Below are 16579 nucleotides of genomic sequence, written 5' to 3'. Positions count from 1 at the left end.
GGCAATCGTGCGAAGAGTTGAGGAAATGATGACGACTGGATGCAATGCGGCAACAGGCTCTGGCCAATGCGCCAGGCTGCTGCCGCGCCCGCTGCTCGCCGTGCTGGCCTTGTTGCTGTCGCTGCTCATGACCGCATGCGCGAGCCTGCCGGCACCGGTGCCCGAGCCGCCCACCAACGCCATCGCCGACCACGCGGGCACGCCGATCGACGCGATCGCGCGCAAGGTCCTGCCGCCGCAGGCGCAGGACTCGCGCTCCGGCTTTCGCCTGCTGCCCTACGGTCCGACCTCGTTCGCCACCCGCATGGCGCTGGCCCGCCTCGCCACGCGCAGCCTCGACGTGCAGTACTACCTGCTGGCCGGCGACAACACCGGCCGCGCGCTGATGGGCGAGCTGCGCGACGCGGCCCTGCGCGGCGTGCGCGTGCGTCTGCTCGTCGACGACCTCTACACCACCGGCGAGGACGACCTGCTGCTGGCGCTCGCCAGCTATCCGAACGTGGAGGTGCGCCTGTTCAATCCCTTTCCGGCAGGGCGCGGCAGCGACGTGACGCGCTTCATCGGCTCGGGCCTCGACTTCGCCCGCGTCAACCGGCGCATGCACAACAAGCTGTTCGTGGCCGACAACGCGGCCGCGGTCGCGGGCGGGCGCAACATGGCCGACGAGTACGTGATGAATGCCGCGGGCAGCAACTTCGTCGACATGGACGTGTTCGCGGCCGGCCCGGTGGTGCGTGACCTGTCGGGCGAGTTCGACCACTACTGGAACAGCGAGGTGGTCTACCCGGTGGGTCGCATCGCGCGCAGCCGGCTCGACACGGCGCAGCTGCAGCAGAGGTTCGACGCGCTCGTCGCCAGCGCCACGCCGCCGCAGGCGCCGCTCATTCCGCCCGACGGCAGGATCCGCAACCCCGCCGCGGGCGAGCCGGCCGAGCTGCCGCTCGACCTCGTGCCGATGATGAACCTGCCGTTCGAGCTGGCCGCGCGCGAGCTCAGCCCGCTGCTGTGGGCCGATGCACGGGTGCTGTACGACCCGCTCTCCAAGACGCTCGGCGTGAACGAGCGCGAGCATTCGCTCAAGGGCACGGTGACCGAGGGCGTGATCCAGTGGTTCCGCACCGCGCGCCACGAGATCAAGATGGTGTCGCCGTATTTCGTGCCCAGCGATGCCACGGTGGCGAACCTGGCCGAGGCGCAGGCGCTGGGCGTGAACATCAAGATCCTCACCAACTCCCTGGCGTCCACCGACGAGCCTTGGGTGTACGTCGGCTACTGGCCGCACATCCACGAGCTGCTGAAGGCCGGCGTGTCCATCTACGAGCTGAGCCCCACGCTGAGCGTGAAGCGGGGCAAGCTCGGCATCTTCGGCCACCGCACGGGCGCGCTGCACATGAAGAACGGCATCGTCGACCGCAAGCAGGTGTTCCTCGGCTCGATGAACCTCGACCCGCGTTCCGCGCGCCTCAACACCGAGCTGGGCCTGATCATCGACAGCGCGGAGATGGCGCAGCAGCTCGAGGGCTTCGCCGACGCGGGCAGTTCGTACCGGCTGCGGCTCGACGCCAGCGGACGCGGCGTCGAATGGGTCGAGCAGGACGGCGACGGCAAGGAAACGGCCTACGACGTGCCGCCCGAGACGACGGCGTGGCAGCGCTTCAGGCTTCGGCTGATCGCACCGTTCATCCCGGTCAACGAGCTGTAGGGCCCGCCTTCTACACGTTGCTGGTGGCGCGCACTTCCTCGATGGTGGTGTGGCCGGCCAGCACTTTCTCGATGCCGTCCTGCCGCAGCGTGCGCATGCCTTCGTGCAGCGCGGCCTGCTGCAGTTCCTCGGCGCGCGCGCCGGTCTGCACGAGGCGGCGCAGCGTCTTCGACATGGTCATGAGCTCGTGGATGCCTGCGCGTCCCTTGAAGCCCGTGTCCTTGCAGTGCTTGCAGCCGGCGCTGGTGTAGCGGTGCAGCTGGCCGTCGCGGCCGAAGCGGTGCAGCCAGTCGCTGCGGACCGCCTCGCGCCGGGCGGTGTTCTGCGCATCCGCGCCGAACGCGTGCATGTAGTCGTCCAGCAATTCCTCGACCGCCTCGGCGCTGGCCGGGCTGCTGGTGATGCAGCGGCTGCACAGGCGGCGCACCAGCCGCTGCGCGAGAACCGCGAGCAGCGAATCGGCGAAGTTGAAGGGGTCCATGCCCATGTCGAGCAGGCGCGTGACGGTTTCGGGTGCGCTGTTGGTGTGCAGGGTCGAGAGCACGAGGTGGCCGGTCAGCGAGGCCTCGATGGCGGTCCTGGCGGTTTCGCCGTCGCGGATCTCGCCGACCATGATCACGTCCGGGTCGGCGCGCACGAAGGCCCGCAGCGCCTTGGCGAAGGTCCAGTCGATGCGCGGATTGACCTGCACCTGCCGCAGCCCGGTCTGCGTGATCTCGACCGGGTCCTCGGCGGTCCAGATCTTGCGCTCGGGCGTGTTGATGTGCATCAGCGCCGAGTGCAGCGTGGTGGTCTTGCCCGAGCCGGTGGGGCCCACGCACAGCACCATGCCGTAGGGCCGCTCGACAGCTTTGGTCAGCTGTGCGAGGTTGTCCGGCGACAGGCCGAGCTGGCTCATGGGAATCGGCTTGGCCGAGGCCAGTATCCGCATCACCACGTCTTCCAGGCCGTTGTTGGTCGGGATGGTCGCCACGCGCAACTCGATGCGATGCTGCGGCGAGTACTTGGCGAAGTTGATCTTGCCGTCCTGCGGGTTGCGCTTCTCGCTGATGTCCAGGTCGCACATGATCTTCACGCGCGCGACGATCGCGTTGCGGTAGCTCGGCGGCAGCTCGAGGTAGGTGTAGAGCAGGCCGTCGCGGCGAAAGCGGATGCGGGTCTTCTCCTGCCCGGGATAGCTCTCGATGTGGATGTCCGACGCGCCCTCGCGATGCGCCTCCAGGATCATGCTGTTGATCATGCGCACCAGCGAGTTGTCCGACTGCTCGATCGGCGCCTCGGCCGGCGGCGCCGAAGCGGGACCTTCACGCTCCAGCGTCTGCAGCAGCTCGGTGGTGCCCGCCATGTCGAACTCGAGCGGGCGGCTCGGGTCGAGGTTGGCGGCGAAGGCGCCGGCCGAGCCCACCGCGGGCTCGCCGATCTTCTCGTACGCGGCGTTGAGCACGCTGTCGAGGTCCAGGCTCTGCCCGACCACCGGCACCACCTTCATCTGCGCGATGAACTCCACCTCGTCGAGCGCCGAGTGCCGGCTGGTCGGGTCGTCGATCGCGAGGATGAGCCGGCCTTCGTGCACCATCAGCGGCATGACCTGCAGGCGCCGCGCCACGCTGTGGCTGATCTTGCGCAGCGCGTCGGCCGCCGCCGGGAACAGGTGCAGGTTGACGAGCGGGTAGCCCATCTTGCGCACCAGCGCCGTCTGCAGCTGCCCCTGGCTCACCACGCCCATGCGCACCAGCGTCTCGCCCAACGGCACGCCCGGATCGCGCTGCTGCTGGACCAGGCCTGCGCGCAGCTGCTCGTCGGTCACCATGCCCAGCGAAGTCAGCGCCTCGCCGATGCGTGCGATCGGCATGTGGCTCTGGACATCGAGCGCACTCAGCAACTGCTCCGGCATGACGACTTCGGGTGATGACATGGGGCGGTTCTCCTGGCTGGTTTCTCGTGGTCTCAGGCCCCGCCGGATGCGGCTGCCGATGCCGCATCGTAGGGCGCACCGCAAGAACCTGCCAGCCGGGGGAAACTGTTGAGAACGCAAGTTCTCAGGCGGGGCGTTTTTTCTCGCATGCCTTCGACCATCGGAATCGTGGTGAGGACCTTCGGCCACGGCATGGAAAGCCTGCTGCGTGAGCGCATCGGAGGCTTCTTCGAGTCCCGGCAGTTCGGGGCGCGGGTGGCACCCGGGGTGCGCCGGTGTCGCAATCGGCCACTGCCGCCCGACCGCCGCGCTGGCCGTGGGGGCAAGCGCATGCGGCAGGCCGGACGGCGACCTGGATCGTCGAAGATCGCGCGGGCCATCGCTGCGCATGCGCCATGCCGATGTTCTCCGGCCGGAACCGGTCCGGACGACGAGACGCTCCCCGACGGCCCGGTGGCACCGGGGCATGCGCCAACGGCCGGGTGGCCGCCCGACCTTCCAACCACCCGCAGCGTCTTCGCTGCATCGAACCGACCCAACGCACCACCATGACCACAGCCCACGCCTACGCGGCCCAGTCCGCCACCACGCCGCTCGCGCCCTTCACCTTCGAGCGGCGCACGCCGACCGCGCGCGACGTGGCGATCGACATCCGCTACTGCGGCGTCTGTCATTCCGACCTGCACACCGCACGCAGCGAATGGGGGCCGGCGGCCTACCCCTGCGTGCCGGGCCACGAGATCGTGGGCCGGGTGCGGGCCGTGGGTGCCGATGTGTCGAAGTTCAAGGTCGGCAACCTCGTGGGCGTCGGCTGCATGGTCGACAGCTGCCAGCACTGCCAGCCCTGCAGGGACGGCCTGGAGCAGTACTGCGACAACGGGATGACCGGCACCTACGACAGCCAGGAGCAGGTCTCGCGCGCCAACACGCTCGGCGGCTACTCCGACCACATCGTGGTGTTCGAGAAATTCGTGCTGAAGATCTCGCACCATGAGCAGCAGCTGGCCGCCGTCGCGCCGCTGCTGTGCGCGGGCATCACCACCTATTCGCCGTTGCGGCAGTGGAAGGCCGGGCCGGGCATGAAGGTGGGCGTGGTCGGCCTCGGCGGGCTCGGCCACATGGGCGTGAAGATCGCGGCGGCCATGGGCGCGCATGTGGTGCTGTTCACCACCTCGCCGGGCAAGAGCGAAGACGCCAGGCGGCTCGGCGCCAGGGAGGTCGTGGTGTCGCGCAACGAGGACGAGATGGCCGCGCACCGCAACAGCTTCGACCTCATCGTCAACACGGTGGCGGTGTCGCACGACCTCGACCCGTTCGTGCAGCTGCTGAAGCTCGACGGCACGCTGGTGCTGGTCGGCGCGCCGGGCACGCCGCACCCGTCGCCCGGCGTGTTCGGCCTGATCACCAAGCGCCGCCGCATCGCGGGCTCGATGATCGGCGGCATCGCGGAGACGCAGGAGATGCTCGACTTCTGCGCCGCGCACGGCATCGTCTCGGACATCGAGACCATCGCCATGCCGAAGATCAACGAGGCCTACGAGCGCATGCTCAGGAGCGACGTGAAGTACCGCTTCGTGATCGACATGGCGACGGTCACGCAGCAGTGACCGCGCGCTGCCGGCGGCGCGCCAGCCAGAGGCAGAGGCCGCTCGAGAGCACCGCGATCGCGATGCGGTCGAACAGCGCCCGGAGGATCTTCAGCGGCAGGCAACACGACGCAACCGCACGGTGAGTTCCTTGACCAGCTGCATCTCGCCGCGGCGCTGCGCCACTTCCAGACCTCTGGTGAAGGCCGCTTCGGCCCGCGCCATGTCGCCGAGCTCGAATGCAATGAGTCCCTGCAGCCGGTGCGCGGCAGTGAAGTCGGCGTCGAAGGCCAGAGCCTTTTCGAGATGCAACAGCGCCGCCTGCGCGTCGCCGCGCCGGTGATGCGCCAGCGCCAGGCTCATGCGCAGCAGGGCGCCATCGCGGCCGGCTGCGAGCAGGCGTTCCAAGGCTTCGAGGGAAGGGCCGGAAATGGTCATGGAAGCTCTCCGTGTTTTTGTCACAGCTTAGTCTTTGACATTTGCGGTTGCAGTTCGTCGTCGGAATCTCCTTTCGTCCTACGCGGATCGCACCAGAGGTGCCCAAGCATCGGCGCGATGCGTAAATTGATTGTTGTGACCACGCTGGGATGGAGTGCGGCCTGCACCTTCGTGCATGCAGAGCCAGTGAAGGTGCCGGTCGAAACCGATGAAAAGGGCACGTACTACGTCGCCCCCAATGTCAACTCCACGGTGGACTCCGCCTATACCAAGGGCGGCATCGTCGGTGTCGAGCGCAAGGACGGCAGCGGCGCCTACATCGGCACCGACACCTCGACGCAGCGGCCCACCTATTCGCTGGGTGCGAGCACCGGCGGCAACGTGTCGCTCACGGGCGGGGTGTCGTCGGACGGCAAGAGCAACAACGGTGTGAAGGCCGGGGTCACGATCCGGTACTGAACCCCGGGGCCCGGCAGGGCTCACGCGTTGTGGCGAGCCCACAATGACATCCCCAAAGTCTGAAGGGATGGGCTGTCGCACGGCATAATTGCGAACAGTTCTCATTATGCTTGGCTGCGCTCCTCGGCATCGCGCCGGCCTGCGTCCAGTGCATACCCTCCACCAGGTTCACCTTTTCCGGCTCCAAAGCCTCCTGCGAGCGCCAGCATCGCCTGGCTGCCTTCGCACGCGGGCCGACCTCCGGCTTGTTTCGGCACCCCACGCCGCAGCCTGCCTCCCGGCATCGGCAGGCGCCACGGCGTCGCGCTGCGCGCCCATGCCCGGGGCCACCGATTTTTTCAAAGGAAGCACCATGCTCAAGACCCTCTCCGCCTCCGTCGTGGCCATCGCGGCCCTGGCCAGCGCAACCGCCGCCAACGCCCACCAGATCTGGGTCGAGCAGGCGCAAGGCCAGTCGGCCGTCCTGCGCTTCGGCGAATTCGGCGAGAACCTGCGCGAGGTGTCGCCGGGCCTGCTCGACGGCTTCGGCAAGCCGACCGCCGTGCTGGTGTCGGCCAAGGGCGAAGAGCCGCTCACCGCCACCAAGGCCGCCGACGGCTTCCACCTGTCGGGCAAGGCCGGCAAGCTCGACAGCATCGTCGCGGAAGACGCTGCCTACCCGATCCGCAAGTTCAAACAGGGCGAGAAGGAAGTCGCCAGCCGCTACTGGCCCGCCGCGCGCTACGTCACCGGCTACACCGCGCAGCAGCCGAAGCTCACGTTCGACCTGGTGCCCACCGGCAAGGCGGGCGAGTTCAAGGTCACGCTCAACGGCCAGCCGCTGCCCAAGGCCAAGGTCGACATCGTGGTCGCGTCCGGCTGGAGCAAGGAAGCGCGCTCCGACGACCAGGGCCTGGTGCAGTTCAGCCTGCCGTGGAAGGGCACCTACGTGCTCGAGGCCATGCACACCGACGCCACGCCCGGCGAGCGCCAGGGCGAAGCCGGTGCCGAGAAGTTCGACCGCATCAGCTATGTGACCTCGCTCACCGTGGTCAAGGCCGACGGCATCGCGCCGCTCGCTGCCGGACCGGCGGCCAAGCCCAACAAGTGACGTGAGCCGCTTGCTCGCAAAGGCCTGGGCGCGCAGGCCGGTGATCTCGCGCATCGTCGCCGCCATCTTCGGCGGCTACGCCCTGGCCGCGCTGACCTCGGTGGCGGCGGTGTCGCTGCCGATGGCCCGGCCTGAAGCCGTGCTCACAGGGCTTCAGCTGAGCTTCCTGGTCTACGCGCTGGCGGTCGTCTGGGTCTTCGGCGCGCGCACCGCGAAGCGCGCGTGGGCCGGGCTGCTCGCCGCGGCCGCGCCGCTGCTGCTCGCGGCCTTGCCCGTCTGGCTGGGAGCGGGCGCATGAGCGCCGGCAAGGCAGAGACGACCGAGCCCGCGCAGCCCAAGGGCCAGGGCATCCGCCAGTCGATGTCGGACCTGCACATCTGGGCAGGGCTGCTGGTCGGCTGGATCCTCTACGCCATGTTCCTCACGGGCACGGTGTCCTATTTCCGCGACGAAACCTCTCAGTGGATGCGGCCCGAGCTGCCCGCGCAGCACCAACCGCCCGATAGCGCCGAGGTGGCCGAGCGCGTGGCAGCCACGCTGGCCACGGTGGCTGCGGCCAGTTCGCAATGGAGCATCGGCCTGCCCACCGAGCGCAGCAACATCGCGAGCGCCTTCTGGCGCAATCCGCAGGCGCAGGGAAGGCGCGCCTTCCAGAGCGGCACCTTCGACCCCGCCACCGGGCAGGCGCTGCAGGTGCGCGAGACCAAGGGCGGCGACTTCTTCTTCCGCTTCCATTTCGACCTGCACTACATGTCGCCGCTGTGGGGCCGCTGGATCGCGGGCTTCTGCGCCATGTTCATGCTGGTGGCCATCATCAGCGGCGTCATCACGCACAAGAAGATCTTCATCGACTTCTTCACCTTCCGCTGGGGCAAGGGCCAGCGCTCGTGGCTCGATGCGCACAACATGCTCTCGGTGTTCGGGCTGCCCTTCCATTTCATGATCACCTACTCGGGGCTCGTCACCCTGATGCTGATGTACATGCCCTGGGGCAGCGACGCCGCCTTCAAGACGCCGGTCGAACGGCAGTCCATGACCTCGCAGATGAGCGCCTTCGTGCCCGCGGGCAAGCCCACCGGCACCAAGGCACCGATGGTGCCGGTGGCCGACGTGGTGCGTCAGGCGCAGGAACGCTGGGGGCGCGACAACATCGAGCGCGTCACCATCAATAACCCGGGCGACGCGGCGGCGCGCATCGTGGTGGTCCGCGGCGAAGCGGGGCGCGTGTCGGTCAGTCCGCAGTACCTGCTGTTCGACGGCGTCACCGGCAAGCTGGTCGAGGCCAAGGACAAGGTCGGCCCCGCGGCCGAAACGCGCGGCGTGCTGTATGCCCTGCACCTGGGCCGCTTCGCCGACACGGTCACGCGCTGGCTCTACTTCCTGGTGAGCCTCGCCGGCACCGCGATGGTGGGCACCGGCCTGGTGATGTGGACCGTCAAGCGGCGCGCAAGGCTGCCCGACCCCGACAAGCCTTACTTCGGATTTCGCCTGGTGGAGCGGCTGAACATCGCGAGCATTGCCGGCCTGCCGGTCGCGATGGCGGCTTTCCTGTGGGGCAACCGGCTGCTGCCGCAAGGGCTGGCGCAGCGCGCGGAATGGGAGATCCACCTGTTCTTCATCGTCTGGGCGCTGATGCTGGCGCATGCCGTGCTGCGGCCGGCCAGGCGCGCATGGGTCGAGCAGCTGACGCTCGGCGCGGCCCTGCTGGTGTTGCTGCCGGTGCTCAACGCCATCACCACGCAACGCCCGCTGTGGCGCAGCATCGCGGAGGGCGACTGGGTCTTCGCCGGCTACGAACTCGGCCTGTGGGCGCTGGCCGCGCTGCTGGCCACCCTGGCCGTTCGCACCGCGCGCCATCGGCCTCGCGCACGGCCCGTGCGCAAGACGGCGCCTGCCGCACAGCCGTCGGCCGCCGCAGCCGTGGGGGAGGGCGCGTGACGCACCTCGCATTGTTCATGCTGTGCCTCGCCGGATTCGCCGCATTGGCGCTGGGCATGGAGCGGACCCAGGAAGACCTGTTCGGCCGCGCGCTGACATCGGCGACCGTGCGCCGGTTGCGCGTGGCGGGCTGGGTCGTGCTGCTCGCGGCACTGGCCTGCGCCGTGCGCGCGCAGGGCTGGAGCCTCGGGCTGGTGAGCTACAGCGGCCACACCAGCCTCGCGGCCGGTGTCGTCTTCGGCGCGCTGGTGCTGTACGGGCGGCTCAAGCCGTCGCGGTGATCCGGGTCAGACCAGCGTGCCGTACACGATGAATCCGTCGTGCGTTGCCACCTTGTCGTACAGCGCGCGGCCCGCGCGGTTGGTCACCTGCGTCTGCCAGTACACGCGGTGGACGCCCGCGAGCTTCGCGCGGTCGTAGACACCTTCGATCAACTGGCGCCCCACGCCGCGCCCGCGTTCCGACGGCAGCGTGAACAGGTCCTGCAGGTAGCAGGTCGGCTCGATGCGCGTGGTGCTGCGGTGGTACAGGTAGTGCGTGAGGCCGACCAGTTGCCCGTCGCGCTCGGCCACCAGCGCATGCACCGGCTCGTAGGCATCGAAGAAGCGTTGCCACGTGACTTGCGTGATCCCGTCCGGCAGGGCGGTGGCGCCCTCGCGACCGTAGAAGGCGTTGTAGCCGTCCCAGAGCGGCTTCCAGGCCACGAAGTCGTCGGGCACCGGAGGGCGAATCAGGAGAGTGGAAGTCGTCATGCGTCTGCTGCCTGCGCGTCGAGATGAGAACGCGCGATTGCAACATGACTCGGCCGGGCCTGCGATCAGGGCGAGAAGAATTCCCTCAGCGCGCTTTCGGGCAGCCGGCCGCGCAGGCCGATGGCGACCACGCCGGCATGCGCATCGCCCGCGGGTGGCGATGCCTTGCGCAGGCTGCCATGGCGGCCTGCAAACTGCACTTCCGACCACTCATCCGGGCCGGTGCGCAGCACGCCCTTGAGCCGCAGCACGCCCGGCGGCATCTCGCGAAGCCATGCGCGCAGCGTCGCCGCGGCAATGACCGCCCCGGGTTGCGCGCTCCACGTCTGGAACAGCGCGCCGTGGTCGGGCGACGCCTGGTCGTGCGGATGGTGATCGCCGCGGCAGCCGGGCCCGCAGACATGCGGCGCAGCCTCCGCATGCGACACGCCCGACAACAGCGCCAGCGGCACGGCCGATTCGATGGTCTCGATGCACGGCGTGCCGGGTGCCGTCGTCTCGACCCAGGCCTTTGCGCCGGCCAGCGTTTCGGCGTCCACCAGGTCCACCTTGTTGATCACCACCAGGTCGGCCGACTTCACTTGCCGCGCCAGCGTGTCGGCCAGCAGCGGGTCGTTCGCCTGCTGCGCCACCGCGCTCGCGTCCACGAGCACGACCACGCCTTCGAGGCTCAACTCCGGCGCCGCCATGCCGATCTGCGCGATGCGCCACGGGTCCGACACGCCGCTGGCCTCGATCACCACCGCGTCGAACGGTGTCTGCGCCTCGATCACCTCCACCAGCGCGCGCCCCAGGTCGTCGCCGATCTGGCAGCACACGCAGCCGTTGGTCAGCGCGGTGGTGTCGCCGTGCGTGGCAGCGATCAGGTCGGCGTCGATGTTGAGCGCACCGAAGTCGTTCACCAGCACCGCCATGCGCAGGCCGTTCGCCTCGCGCAACCAGCGGTTGAGCAGGGTGGTCTTGCCCGCACCCAGGAAGCCGCCGATGACGGTGAGCGGCAGGCGCTTCTTTGCGTTCGCCACGCCGCCTTCAGCCCCGCTGTGCCTCGAACACGCGGCCCGACAGCACCGTGCCCCAGATGCGCGCATCCTTGAGCGCCATCGGGTCCATCTCGAGCGGGTCGTCTTCCAGCACGCAGAAGTCGGCACGCTTGCCGCATTCGATGCTGCCTATCTCGCCGTCGAGCTTCAGCGTCCAGGCCGCCCCCAGCGTGATGGCGCGCAGCGCCTGCGCCACCGTGATGCGCTCCGACTCGCCCAGCAGCCGGCCCTTGGGCGTGATGCGGTTCACCGCGCACCACGCCGTGAACATCGGCCCGAGCGGCGTGACCGGCGCATCGGAATGGATGGCCAGCGGCACGCCCGCCGCCAGCGCGCTGCCGCAGGCATCGAGCCGGTTGGCGCGGTCGGGGCCCATGGTCATCTCGTAGTGCTGGTCGCCCCAGTACCAGATGTGATTGGCGAACAGGTTCGCGCACAGGCCCAGCGCCGCCATGCGGCGGAACAGCGGCGCGTCGATCATCTGGCCGTGCTGCAGCGTGTGGCGGTGGTCGGGCCGCGGCGCGCGCGTGAGCACGCGTCCGATGGCGTCGATGGCCACTTCGCTCGCCTCGTCGCCGTTGGTGTGCGTGTGGATCGTCAGGCCCGCGCGGTGGTAGGTCTCGAAATCGGCCTCGTACTGCGCGGGCGCGGTCACCCAGATGCCGTTGGGCGCGCCGTTGAAATGCCCAGGCCAGCGCAGCCGCGCCGAGAAGCCCTGGATCGAGCCGTCGAGCATCATCTTCACCAGCCCGTAGCGCAGGCGGTCGGTGTTGCGCGGCATCAGCGCCTTCACGTGCTCGGCGCCCTGCGCCGCGCCGTGCGTGCCGTGAAAGGCCTGGAAGGCGGGCAGGATGCGCACGGCGAAGCCGTCGTCGCCGGTGGTCTTCTCGAGCACGCCGCGGTCTTCGGGCGTGAGCTTGTTGACCAGGTCGGTCGCGGTGGTCACGCCCTGCAGGCATGCCAGCCTGGCGAACGAGCGCACACCGGCCTCGGTCATGGGCGCGAGCAGGCCCGCATTGCCGATCTTGCGCAGCACCAGGAACATGGCGGCCGGCTCCTGCAGTTCGCCCGTGGGTTCGCTCTCGTTCGCACCGTCCGCGAACTTGACCACGCCCTCGACCTCGTTGTCGCGCGTGATCTCGGCAATGCGCAGCATCGCGCTGTTCACGTTCATCAGGTGGCCGTTGGCATGGCCGATGACGATGGGCCGCGTGGCGCTCGCGCGGTCGACGTGCGCCACCGTCATGCGTTCGCCGCCGAAGTAGATGGGGTCGAAGCCCCAGGCGACGAGCGGCTCGGTGTCGGGCACGCCGTCGGCCGTCATCTTCGCGGCCACCTCGCCCAGGCGCGAGACCACCTCGTCCATCGAACGCAGGCCGCTCCACACCTTGCCCGCCGGGTCTCGGCGGTCGAACCAGCCGAGGTATGTCCAGTCCCACATGCTGCCTTCCTTCAGGTGGCAGTGGCCTTCGACGAGGCCCGGCATCAGCACCTTGGCTGCAAAGCGCTCGTCGAGCGTGAAGTCGCCCCATGCCTGCATGTCCGCCAGCGAGCCGACGGCCAGCACGCGGCCGTCGCGCACCGCCACGTGCGTGGCGTGCGGCTGCATGGCGTTCATGGTGATGATCTTGCGTGCGGCGTAGACAGTGGTCGTGGTCGTGGTGTTGCTTGTGCTCATGGCGTCTCTGGCATCGAAAGAGGCGGGAGCGGCAGGCCGTCGACGACGTCGACGCGCCTGCAACGCACCCAGTGATCGGGCGCGACCTCGCGCAGCGGCGGCAGCTCGGCCGCGCAGGCCGGCTCCGCCACCGGGCAGCGGCCGGCGAAGCGGCAGCCCCTGGGCGGGTCGATGGGGCTCGGCGGATCGCCGCTGAGCTTGATGCGGTTCGCCGCGCGCCGGCGCCCGCCGCTCACGGTGGGCACGGCCGACATCAGCGCCACGCTGTACGGATGCAGCGGCCGCGCGAAGAAGCTGCGCCGCGGCGCGCGTTCCACGATCTGGCCGAGGTACATCACCGCGATGTCGTCGCAGATGTGCTCCACCACCGCCATGTCGTGCGAGATGAAGAGATAGGTCAGCCCCAGCTCGCGCTGCAGCCGCGCCAGCAGGTTCAGTATCTGCGCGCGAATCGCGATGTCGAGCGCCGACACCGGCTCGTCGCACACCACCAGCTCCGGGTTGGTGGCCAGCGCCCGCGCGATGTTGATGCGCTGGCGCTGTCCGCCGGAGAACTGGTGCGGAAACAGGTGCTGCTGCTCGGGCCGCAGGCCCACCGCCTCGAACAGCTCGGCCACGCGGCGCGTGCGCTCGTCGGGCGTGCCCACGCGCATCAGGTCCAGCGGCGCGCGCACGGCGGCGCCCGCGCGTTCGCGAGGGTTCAGCGAGGAGAACGGGTCCTGGAAGATGATCTGCATGCGCGTGCGCGCCTGCCGCAGCGCCTCGCCCTTCAGCGCGCCCAGGTCGGTGCCGCCGAGCTGCAGCCGCCCGGAAGTCACGGGCGCGAGCCGCATCACCGCCAGCGCGGTGGTTGTCTTGCCCGAGCCCGATTCGCCGACCACCGCCAGCGTGCTGCCCCGGCGCACCTCGAACGAGACACCGTCCACCGCCTTCACCACCTCGGGCGTGCGCCCCCAGCCCGACTTGCCGCGCGGAAAGTGCACCTTCAGGTCGTCGACGGCCAGCAGCGTGTCGGTCTTGCCGATGAAGCTCATGCCGCTTCCCGTTCGTGACGGCCTTGCGTGCCGAGTGCTTCGGCATGCAGCCAGCAGGCCGCGCCGTGGGGCAGGCCGGGCGCCACTTCGCCATGCACCGCGAACATCGGCGGCACTTCGGTCGCGCAGCGCGCCATCGCGCGCGGGCACCGCTCGCGAAAAGCGCAGCCCGCGCCCAGTTCCCAGATGGATGGCACCACGCCCGCGATTTCGGCGAGGTCTTCGCGCGCCTCGCCGTCCCAGGCGGCGCTGCTGCCGAGCTCGGGCAGGCAGTCGATCAGGCCGCGCGTGTACGGATGGCCGGGCTCCGACAGCACCTGCTCGGTGGTGCCCTGCTCGATCACGCGGCCGGCGTACATCACCATCACGCGGTCGGCCATCTCGGCCACCGCGCCCATGTCGTGCGTGATGAGCATGATGGCCGTGCCCTTCTCGCGCTGCAGCTCGCGCAGCAGGTCGAAGATCTGCGCCTGCACCGTCACGTCGAGTGCGGTGGTGGGCTCGTCGGCAATCAGGATGTCGGGGCGGCAGGCCAGCGCCATCGCGATCATCACGCGCTGGCGCATGCCGCCCGAGAGCTGGTGCGGATACTCGTCCACACGCCGCTCGGGCGCGGGAATGCCCACTTGGCGCAGCATCTCGACGGCCCGCTGGCGCGCCGCATGCGCGTTCATGCCGGCATGCAGCTGCAGCGATTCGCCGATCTGGTCGCCCACGGTGAACACCGGGTTCAGCGAGGTCATCGGCTCCTGGAAAATCATCGAGATGCGGTTGCCGCGCACCTCGCGCATGCGGGCGTCGCTCGCCTGCACCAGGTCTTCGCCTTGGAACAGCACGCGGCCGTCGCGAATGCGCCCGGGCGGCGACGGAATCAGCCGCAGCAGTGCCAGCGCCGTCATGCTCTTGCCGCAGCCCGACTCGCCGACCACGCAGAGCGTTTCGCCGGCGCGGATCTCGAAGTCGACCCCGTTGAGCACCAGCGCCCGGCCGCGCCGGGTCTTGAACTCGACATGCAGGTCCTGCACTTGCAGCAATGCGTCGTCGTTGCGCGTGGCCATCAACGCTCCCTCAGTTTGGGGTTGAGGGCATCGTTCAGCCCGTCGCCGATGAGGCTGACGGCCAGTACGGTGATGAAAATTGCCGCGCCCGGAAAGGCCACCGCCCACCAGCACGACAGCACGTACTGCCGGCTGGAGCCGATCATCAGGCCCCAGCTCATCTGGTTGGGGTCGCCCAGCCCGAGGAACGACAGCCCCGCCTCGAACAGGATGGCCGCGCCGATCGCCAGCGTGGCAGACACCACCAGCGGCGGCAGAGCATTCGGCAGGATCACCTTCCAGATGATGCGCGCGTCCCGTGCGCCGATGGCCCGTTCCGCGCGCACGAACTCCAGCCCGCGGTACTTCATGAACTCGGCACGCGTGAGCCGTGCGGTGCCGGTCCAGCTCACGATGCCGATGGCGAGCGTCACCGTCACGAGCGTGGGCGAGAACAGCGTCACCACCACCATCGCGAACAGCAGCGCGGGCAGCACCTGGAAGAACTCGGTGAGCTTCATCAGTGCTGCGTCGACCTTGCCGCCGTAGTAGCCCGCGAAGGCGCCGAGCGTGATGCCGATCACCACCGACAGCAGCGCGGCCACCGCGCCCACCAGCAGCGTGGCCCGCCCGCCGTAGATCAGCGCGGTGAGCACGTCGCGCCCGAGGTAGTCGCTGCCGAGCCAGGCGTCCTCGCTGAAGGGCGGGGTGAGCGGTGCGGCCCTGATCTCGAACGGATCGGCGGGGTACAGCCATGGGCCGGCGATGGCCACCAGCAGCACCACCAGGAGCATCGCCATGCCGGCGATGGCGGCAGGGTTGCGCAGGAACATGCGCATGGCCTCCGCGGCGGGATGCTCCACGCGCACTTTGGGTGTGGGCTTAAACGTTGCGGCGCCGGCAGAGGGCATCGTGATCACCTTGCTCATGAGGCCTTGATCCGTGGGTCGATGAAGCGATAGCACAGGTCGGTGAGCTGGTTCATCACCACCACCACGACCGACGAGAACAGCAGCACGCCGAGGATGGTCGGATAGTCGCGCCGCAGCACCGACTCGAAGGCCAGCCGGCCGAGGCCCGGCCAGTTGAACACCGTCTCCACCAGGATGGCGCCGGCCAGCACGTTGCCGAACTGCAGCCCCAGCACCGTGACCACCGGCAGCAGCGCGTTGCGCAGCGCGTGCTTGTAGAGCACCACGCGCTCGGCCAGGCCCTTGGCGCGCGCGGTGCGGATGAAGTCCGAGCCCAGGACGTCGAGCATCGACGAGCGCGCGAGCCGGCTGTATTGCGCGAGGTACACCAGGCTCAGCGTGATCGTGGGCAGCACCAGGTGGTGCGCCACGTCGAGCATGTCGGCCAGGCCGCCGGCCCCGGACGAGTCGATGGCGCGCATGCCCGCCACCGGCAGGATGGGGAACACCGAGGCCAGCAGGATCACCAGCATGATCCCCAGCCAGAACACCGGCGCCGCGAAACCCACCAGCGACAGCACCGTGATGAACTGCGACAGCCATCCGTTCGGCCTGCGCGACGACAGCACGCCCAGCGCCGTGCCCACGAAGAACGCCAGCAGCACGGAGCTGAGCACCAGCAGCAGTGTGGCCGGCACGCGCTCGGCGATCATGCTGGTCACCGGCAGGTTGAAGAAGTACGAGTAGCCCAGGTCGCCGCGCGCCACCTTGCCCAGGTACACGCCCAGCTGCACCGGCAGCGACTTGTCGAGCCCGTACTGCGTGCGCAGCTGCGCCATCAGCTCGGGCGACATGCCGCCGCTCGCGCCGGCAATGGTCTCCACCGGGTCGCCCGGCGCGGCGTGCACCAGCACGAAATTCAGCACCACCACCGCAAGCACCAGGCCCAGGGCCTGGAGCAGTCGCGAGGCGGCATAACGCAGCGTGCCCATGACCTGT

16 protein-coding genes are annotated in these 16579 nt (G+C 69.3%); 7 read left to right on the top strand and 9 right to left on the bottom strand.

The window, feature by feature from the left end; genetic code table 11:
- Positions 1-25 precede the first annotated feature (25 nt).
- The gene (locus AACL56_RS26785) at positions 26-1702 is read left to right on the top strand and encodes a phospholipase D family protein (RefSeq protein WP_339093016.1); all 1677 of its coding nucleotides are present in this window, start codon (positions 26-28) and stop codon (positions 1700-1702) included.
- A 10-nt stretch (positions 1703-1712) separates the two neighbouring features.
- On the opposite strand, the gene AACL56_RS26780 is transcribed toward AACL56_RS26785, so the two are convergent.
- Positions 1713-3617, bottom strand: a complete 1905-nt coding sequence (locus AACL56_RS26780) for a GspE/PulE family protein (protein WP_339093015.1) — start codon at positions 3615-3617, stop codon at positions 1713-1715.
- A 548-nt stretch (positions 3618-4165) separates the two neighbouring features.
- Here AACL56_RS26780 and AACL56_RS26775 point away from each other — a divergent pair.
- On the top strand, positions 4166-5224 hold the full coding sequence (locus AACL56_RS26775; RefSeq protein ID WP_339093014.1) for an NAD(P)-dependent alcohol dehydrogenase: 1059 nt from the start codon (positions 4166-4168) through the stop codon (positions 5222-5224).
- A 90-nt stretch (positions 5225-5314) separates the two neighbouring features.
- On the opposite strand, the gene AACL56_RS26770 is transcribed toward AACL56_RS26775, so the two are convergent.
- Entirely contained in the window at positions 5315-5641 is a 327-nt protein-coding gene (locus AACL56_RS26770; RefSeq protein WP_339093013.1) for a hypothetical protein, read from the bottom strand.
- A gap of 117 nt (positions 5642-5758) precedes the next feature.
- Here AACL56_RS26770 and AACL56_RS26765 point away from each other — a divergent pair, with 117 nt between their 5' ends.
- The 5 genes from AACL56_RS26765 (at position 5759) to AACL56_RS26745 (ending at position 9409) form a co-directional block, all read left to right on the top strand.
- Positions 5759-6100 carry a hypothetical protein gene (locus tag AACL56_RS26765; protein WP_339093012.1) on the top strand — a complete coding sequence of 114 codons (342 nt, stop codon included), beginning with the start codon at positions 5759-5761 and terminating at the stop codon, positions 6098-6100.
- Positions 6101-6452: 352 nt separating this feature from the next.
- Positions 6453-7190 carry a DUF4198 domain-containing protein gene (locus AACL56_RS26760; protein WP_339093011.1) on the top strand — a complete coding sequence of 246 codons (738 nt, stop codon included), beginning with the start codon at positions 6453-6455 and terminating at the stop codon, positions 7188-7190.
- A gap of 1 nt (position 7191) precedes the next feature.
- Positions 7192-7488, top strand: coding sequence for a DUF3649 domain-containing protein (locus AACL56_RS26755; protein ID WP_339093010.1), 297 nt, complete (start codon positions 7192-7194; stop codon positions 7486-7488).
- Positions 7485-9128 (top strand): PepSY-associated TM helix domain-containing protein, encoded by a 1644-nt coding sequence (locus AACL56_RS26750; protein WP_425337083.1) that lies wholly within the window; start codon positions 7485-7487, stop codon positions 9126-9128. The genes AACL56_RS26755 and AACL56_RS26750 overlap by 4 nt, the downstream gene beginning before the upstream one ends.
- A complete protein-coding gene (locus AACL56_RS26745; protein ID WP_339093009.1) occupies positions 9125-9409 on the top strand; it encodes a DUF3325 domain-containing protein in 285 nt (94 codons plus the stop codon). The genes AACL56_RS26750 and AACL56_RS26745 overlap by 4 nt, the downstream gene beginning before the upstream one ends.
- Positions 9410-9415: 6 nt before the next feature.
- Here AACL56_RS26745 and AACL56_RS26740 read toward each other — a convergent pair whose 3' ends face one another.
- From AACL56_RS26740 to AACL56_RS26710, 7 genes are all read right to left on the bottom strand, one after another.
- Entirely contained in the window at positions 9416-9880 is a 465-nt protein-coding gene (locus AACL56_RS26740) for a GNAT family N-acetyltransferase (RefSeq protein ID WP_339093008.1), read from the bottom strand.
- 65 nt (positions 9881-9945) lie between these two features.
- Positions 9946-10902 (bottom strand): CobW family GTP-binding protein, encoded by a 957-nt coding sequence (locus AACL56_RS26735; RefSeq protein WP_339093007.1) that lies wholly within the window; start codon positions 10900-10902, stop codon positions 9946-9948.
- A 7-nt stretch (positions 10903-10909) separates the two neighbouring features.
- Positions 10910-12598 (bottom strand): amidohydrolase, encoded by a 1689-nt coding sequence (locus AACL56_RS26730; RefSeq protein ID WP_339093006.1) that lies wholly within the window; start codon positions 12596-12598, stop codon positions 10910-10912.
- Positions 12595-13632 (bottom strand): ABC transporter ATP-binding protein, encoded by a 1038-nt coding sequence (locus tag AACL56_RS26725; RefSeq protein WP_339093005.1) that lies wholly within the window; start codon positions 13630-13632, stop codon positions 12595-12597. Before AACL56_RS26725 ends, AACL56_RS26730 begins: the two co-directional genes overlap by 4 nt.
- Entirely contained in the window at positions 13629-14690 is a 1062-nt protein-coding gene (locus AACL56_RS26720) for an ABC transporter ATP-binding protein (protein WP_339093004.1), read from the bottom strand. The genes AACL56_RS26725 and AACL56_RS26720 overlap by 4 nt, the downstream gene beginning before the upstream one ends.
- Positions 14690-15598: an ABC transporter permease gene (locus AACL56_RS26715; RefSeq protein ID WP_425337082.1), complete on the bottom strand. Its 909-nt coding sequence runs from the start codon at positions 15596-15598 to the stop codon at positions 14690-14692. The genes AACL56_RS26720 and AACL56_RS26715 overlap by 1 nt, the downstream gene beginning before the upstream one ends.
- Positions 15595-16572: an ABC transporter permease gene (locus AACL56_RS26710; RefSeq protein WP_339093003.1), complete on the bottom strand. Its 978-nt coding sequence runs from the start codon at positions 16570-16572 to the stop codon at positions 15595-15597. The genes AACL56_RS26715 and AACL56_RS26710 overlap by 4 nt, the downstream gene beginning before the upstream one ends.
- Between the last annotated feature and the right edge of the window lie 7 nt (positions 16573-16579).

It is taken from the genome of Variovorax paradoxus, from assembly GCF_902712855.1.
GTDB classification, from domain to species: domain Bacteria; phylum Pseudomonadota; class Gammaproteobacteria; order Burkholderiales; family Burkholderiaceae_C; genus Variovorax; species Variovorax paradoxus_Q.
The sequence above is the reverse complement of the archived record's forward strand: the minus strand, read 5'-3'. Positions and strand labels throughout refer to the sequence as shown.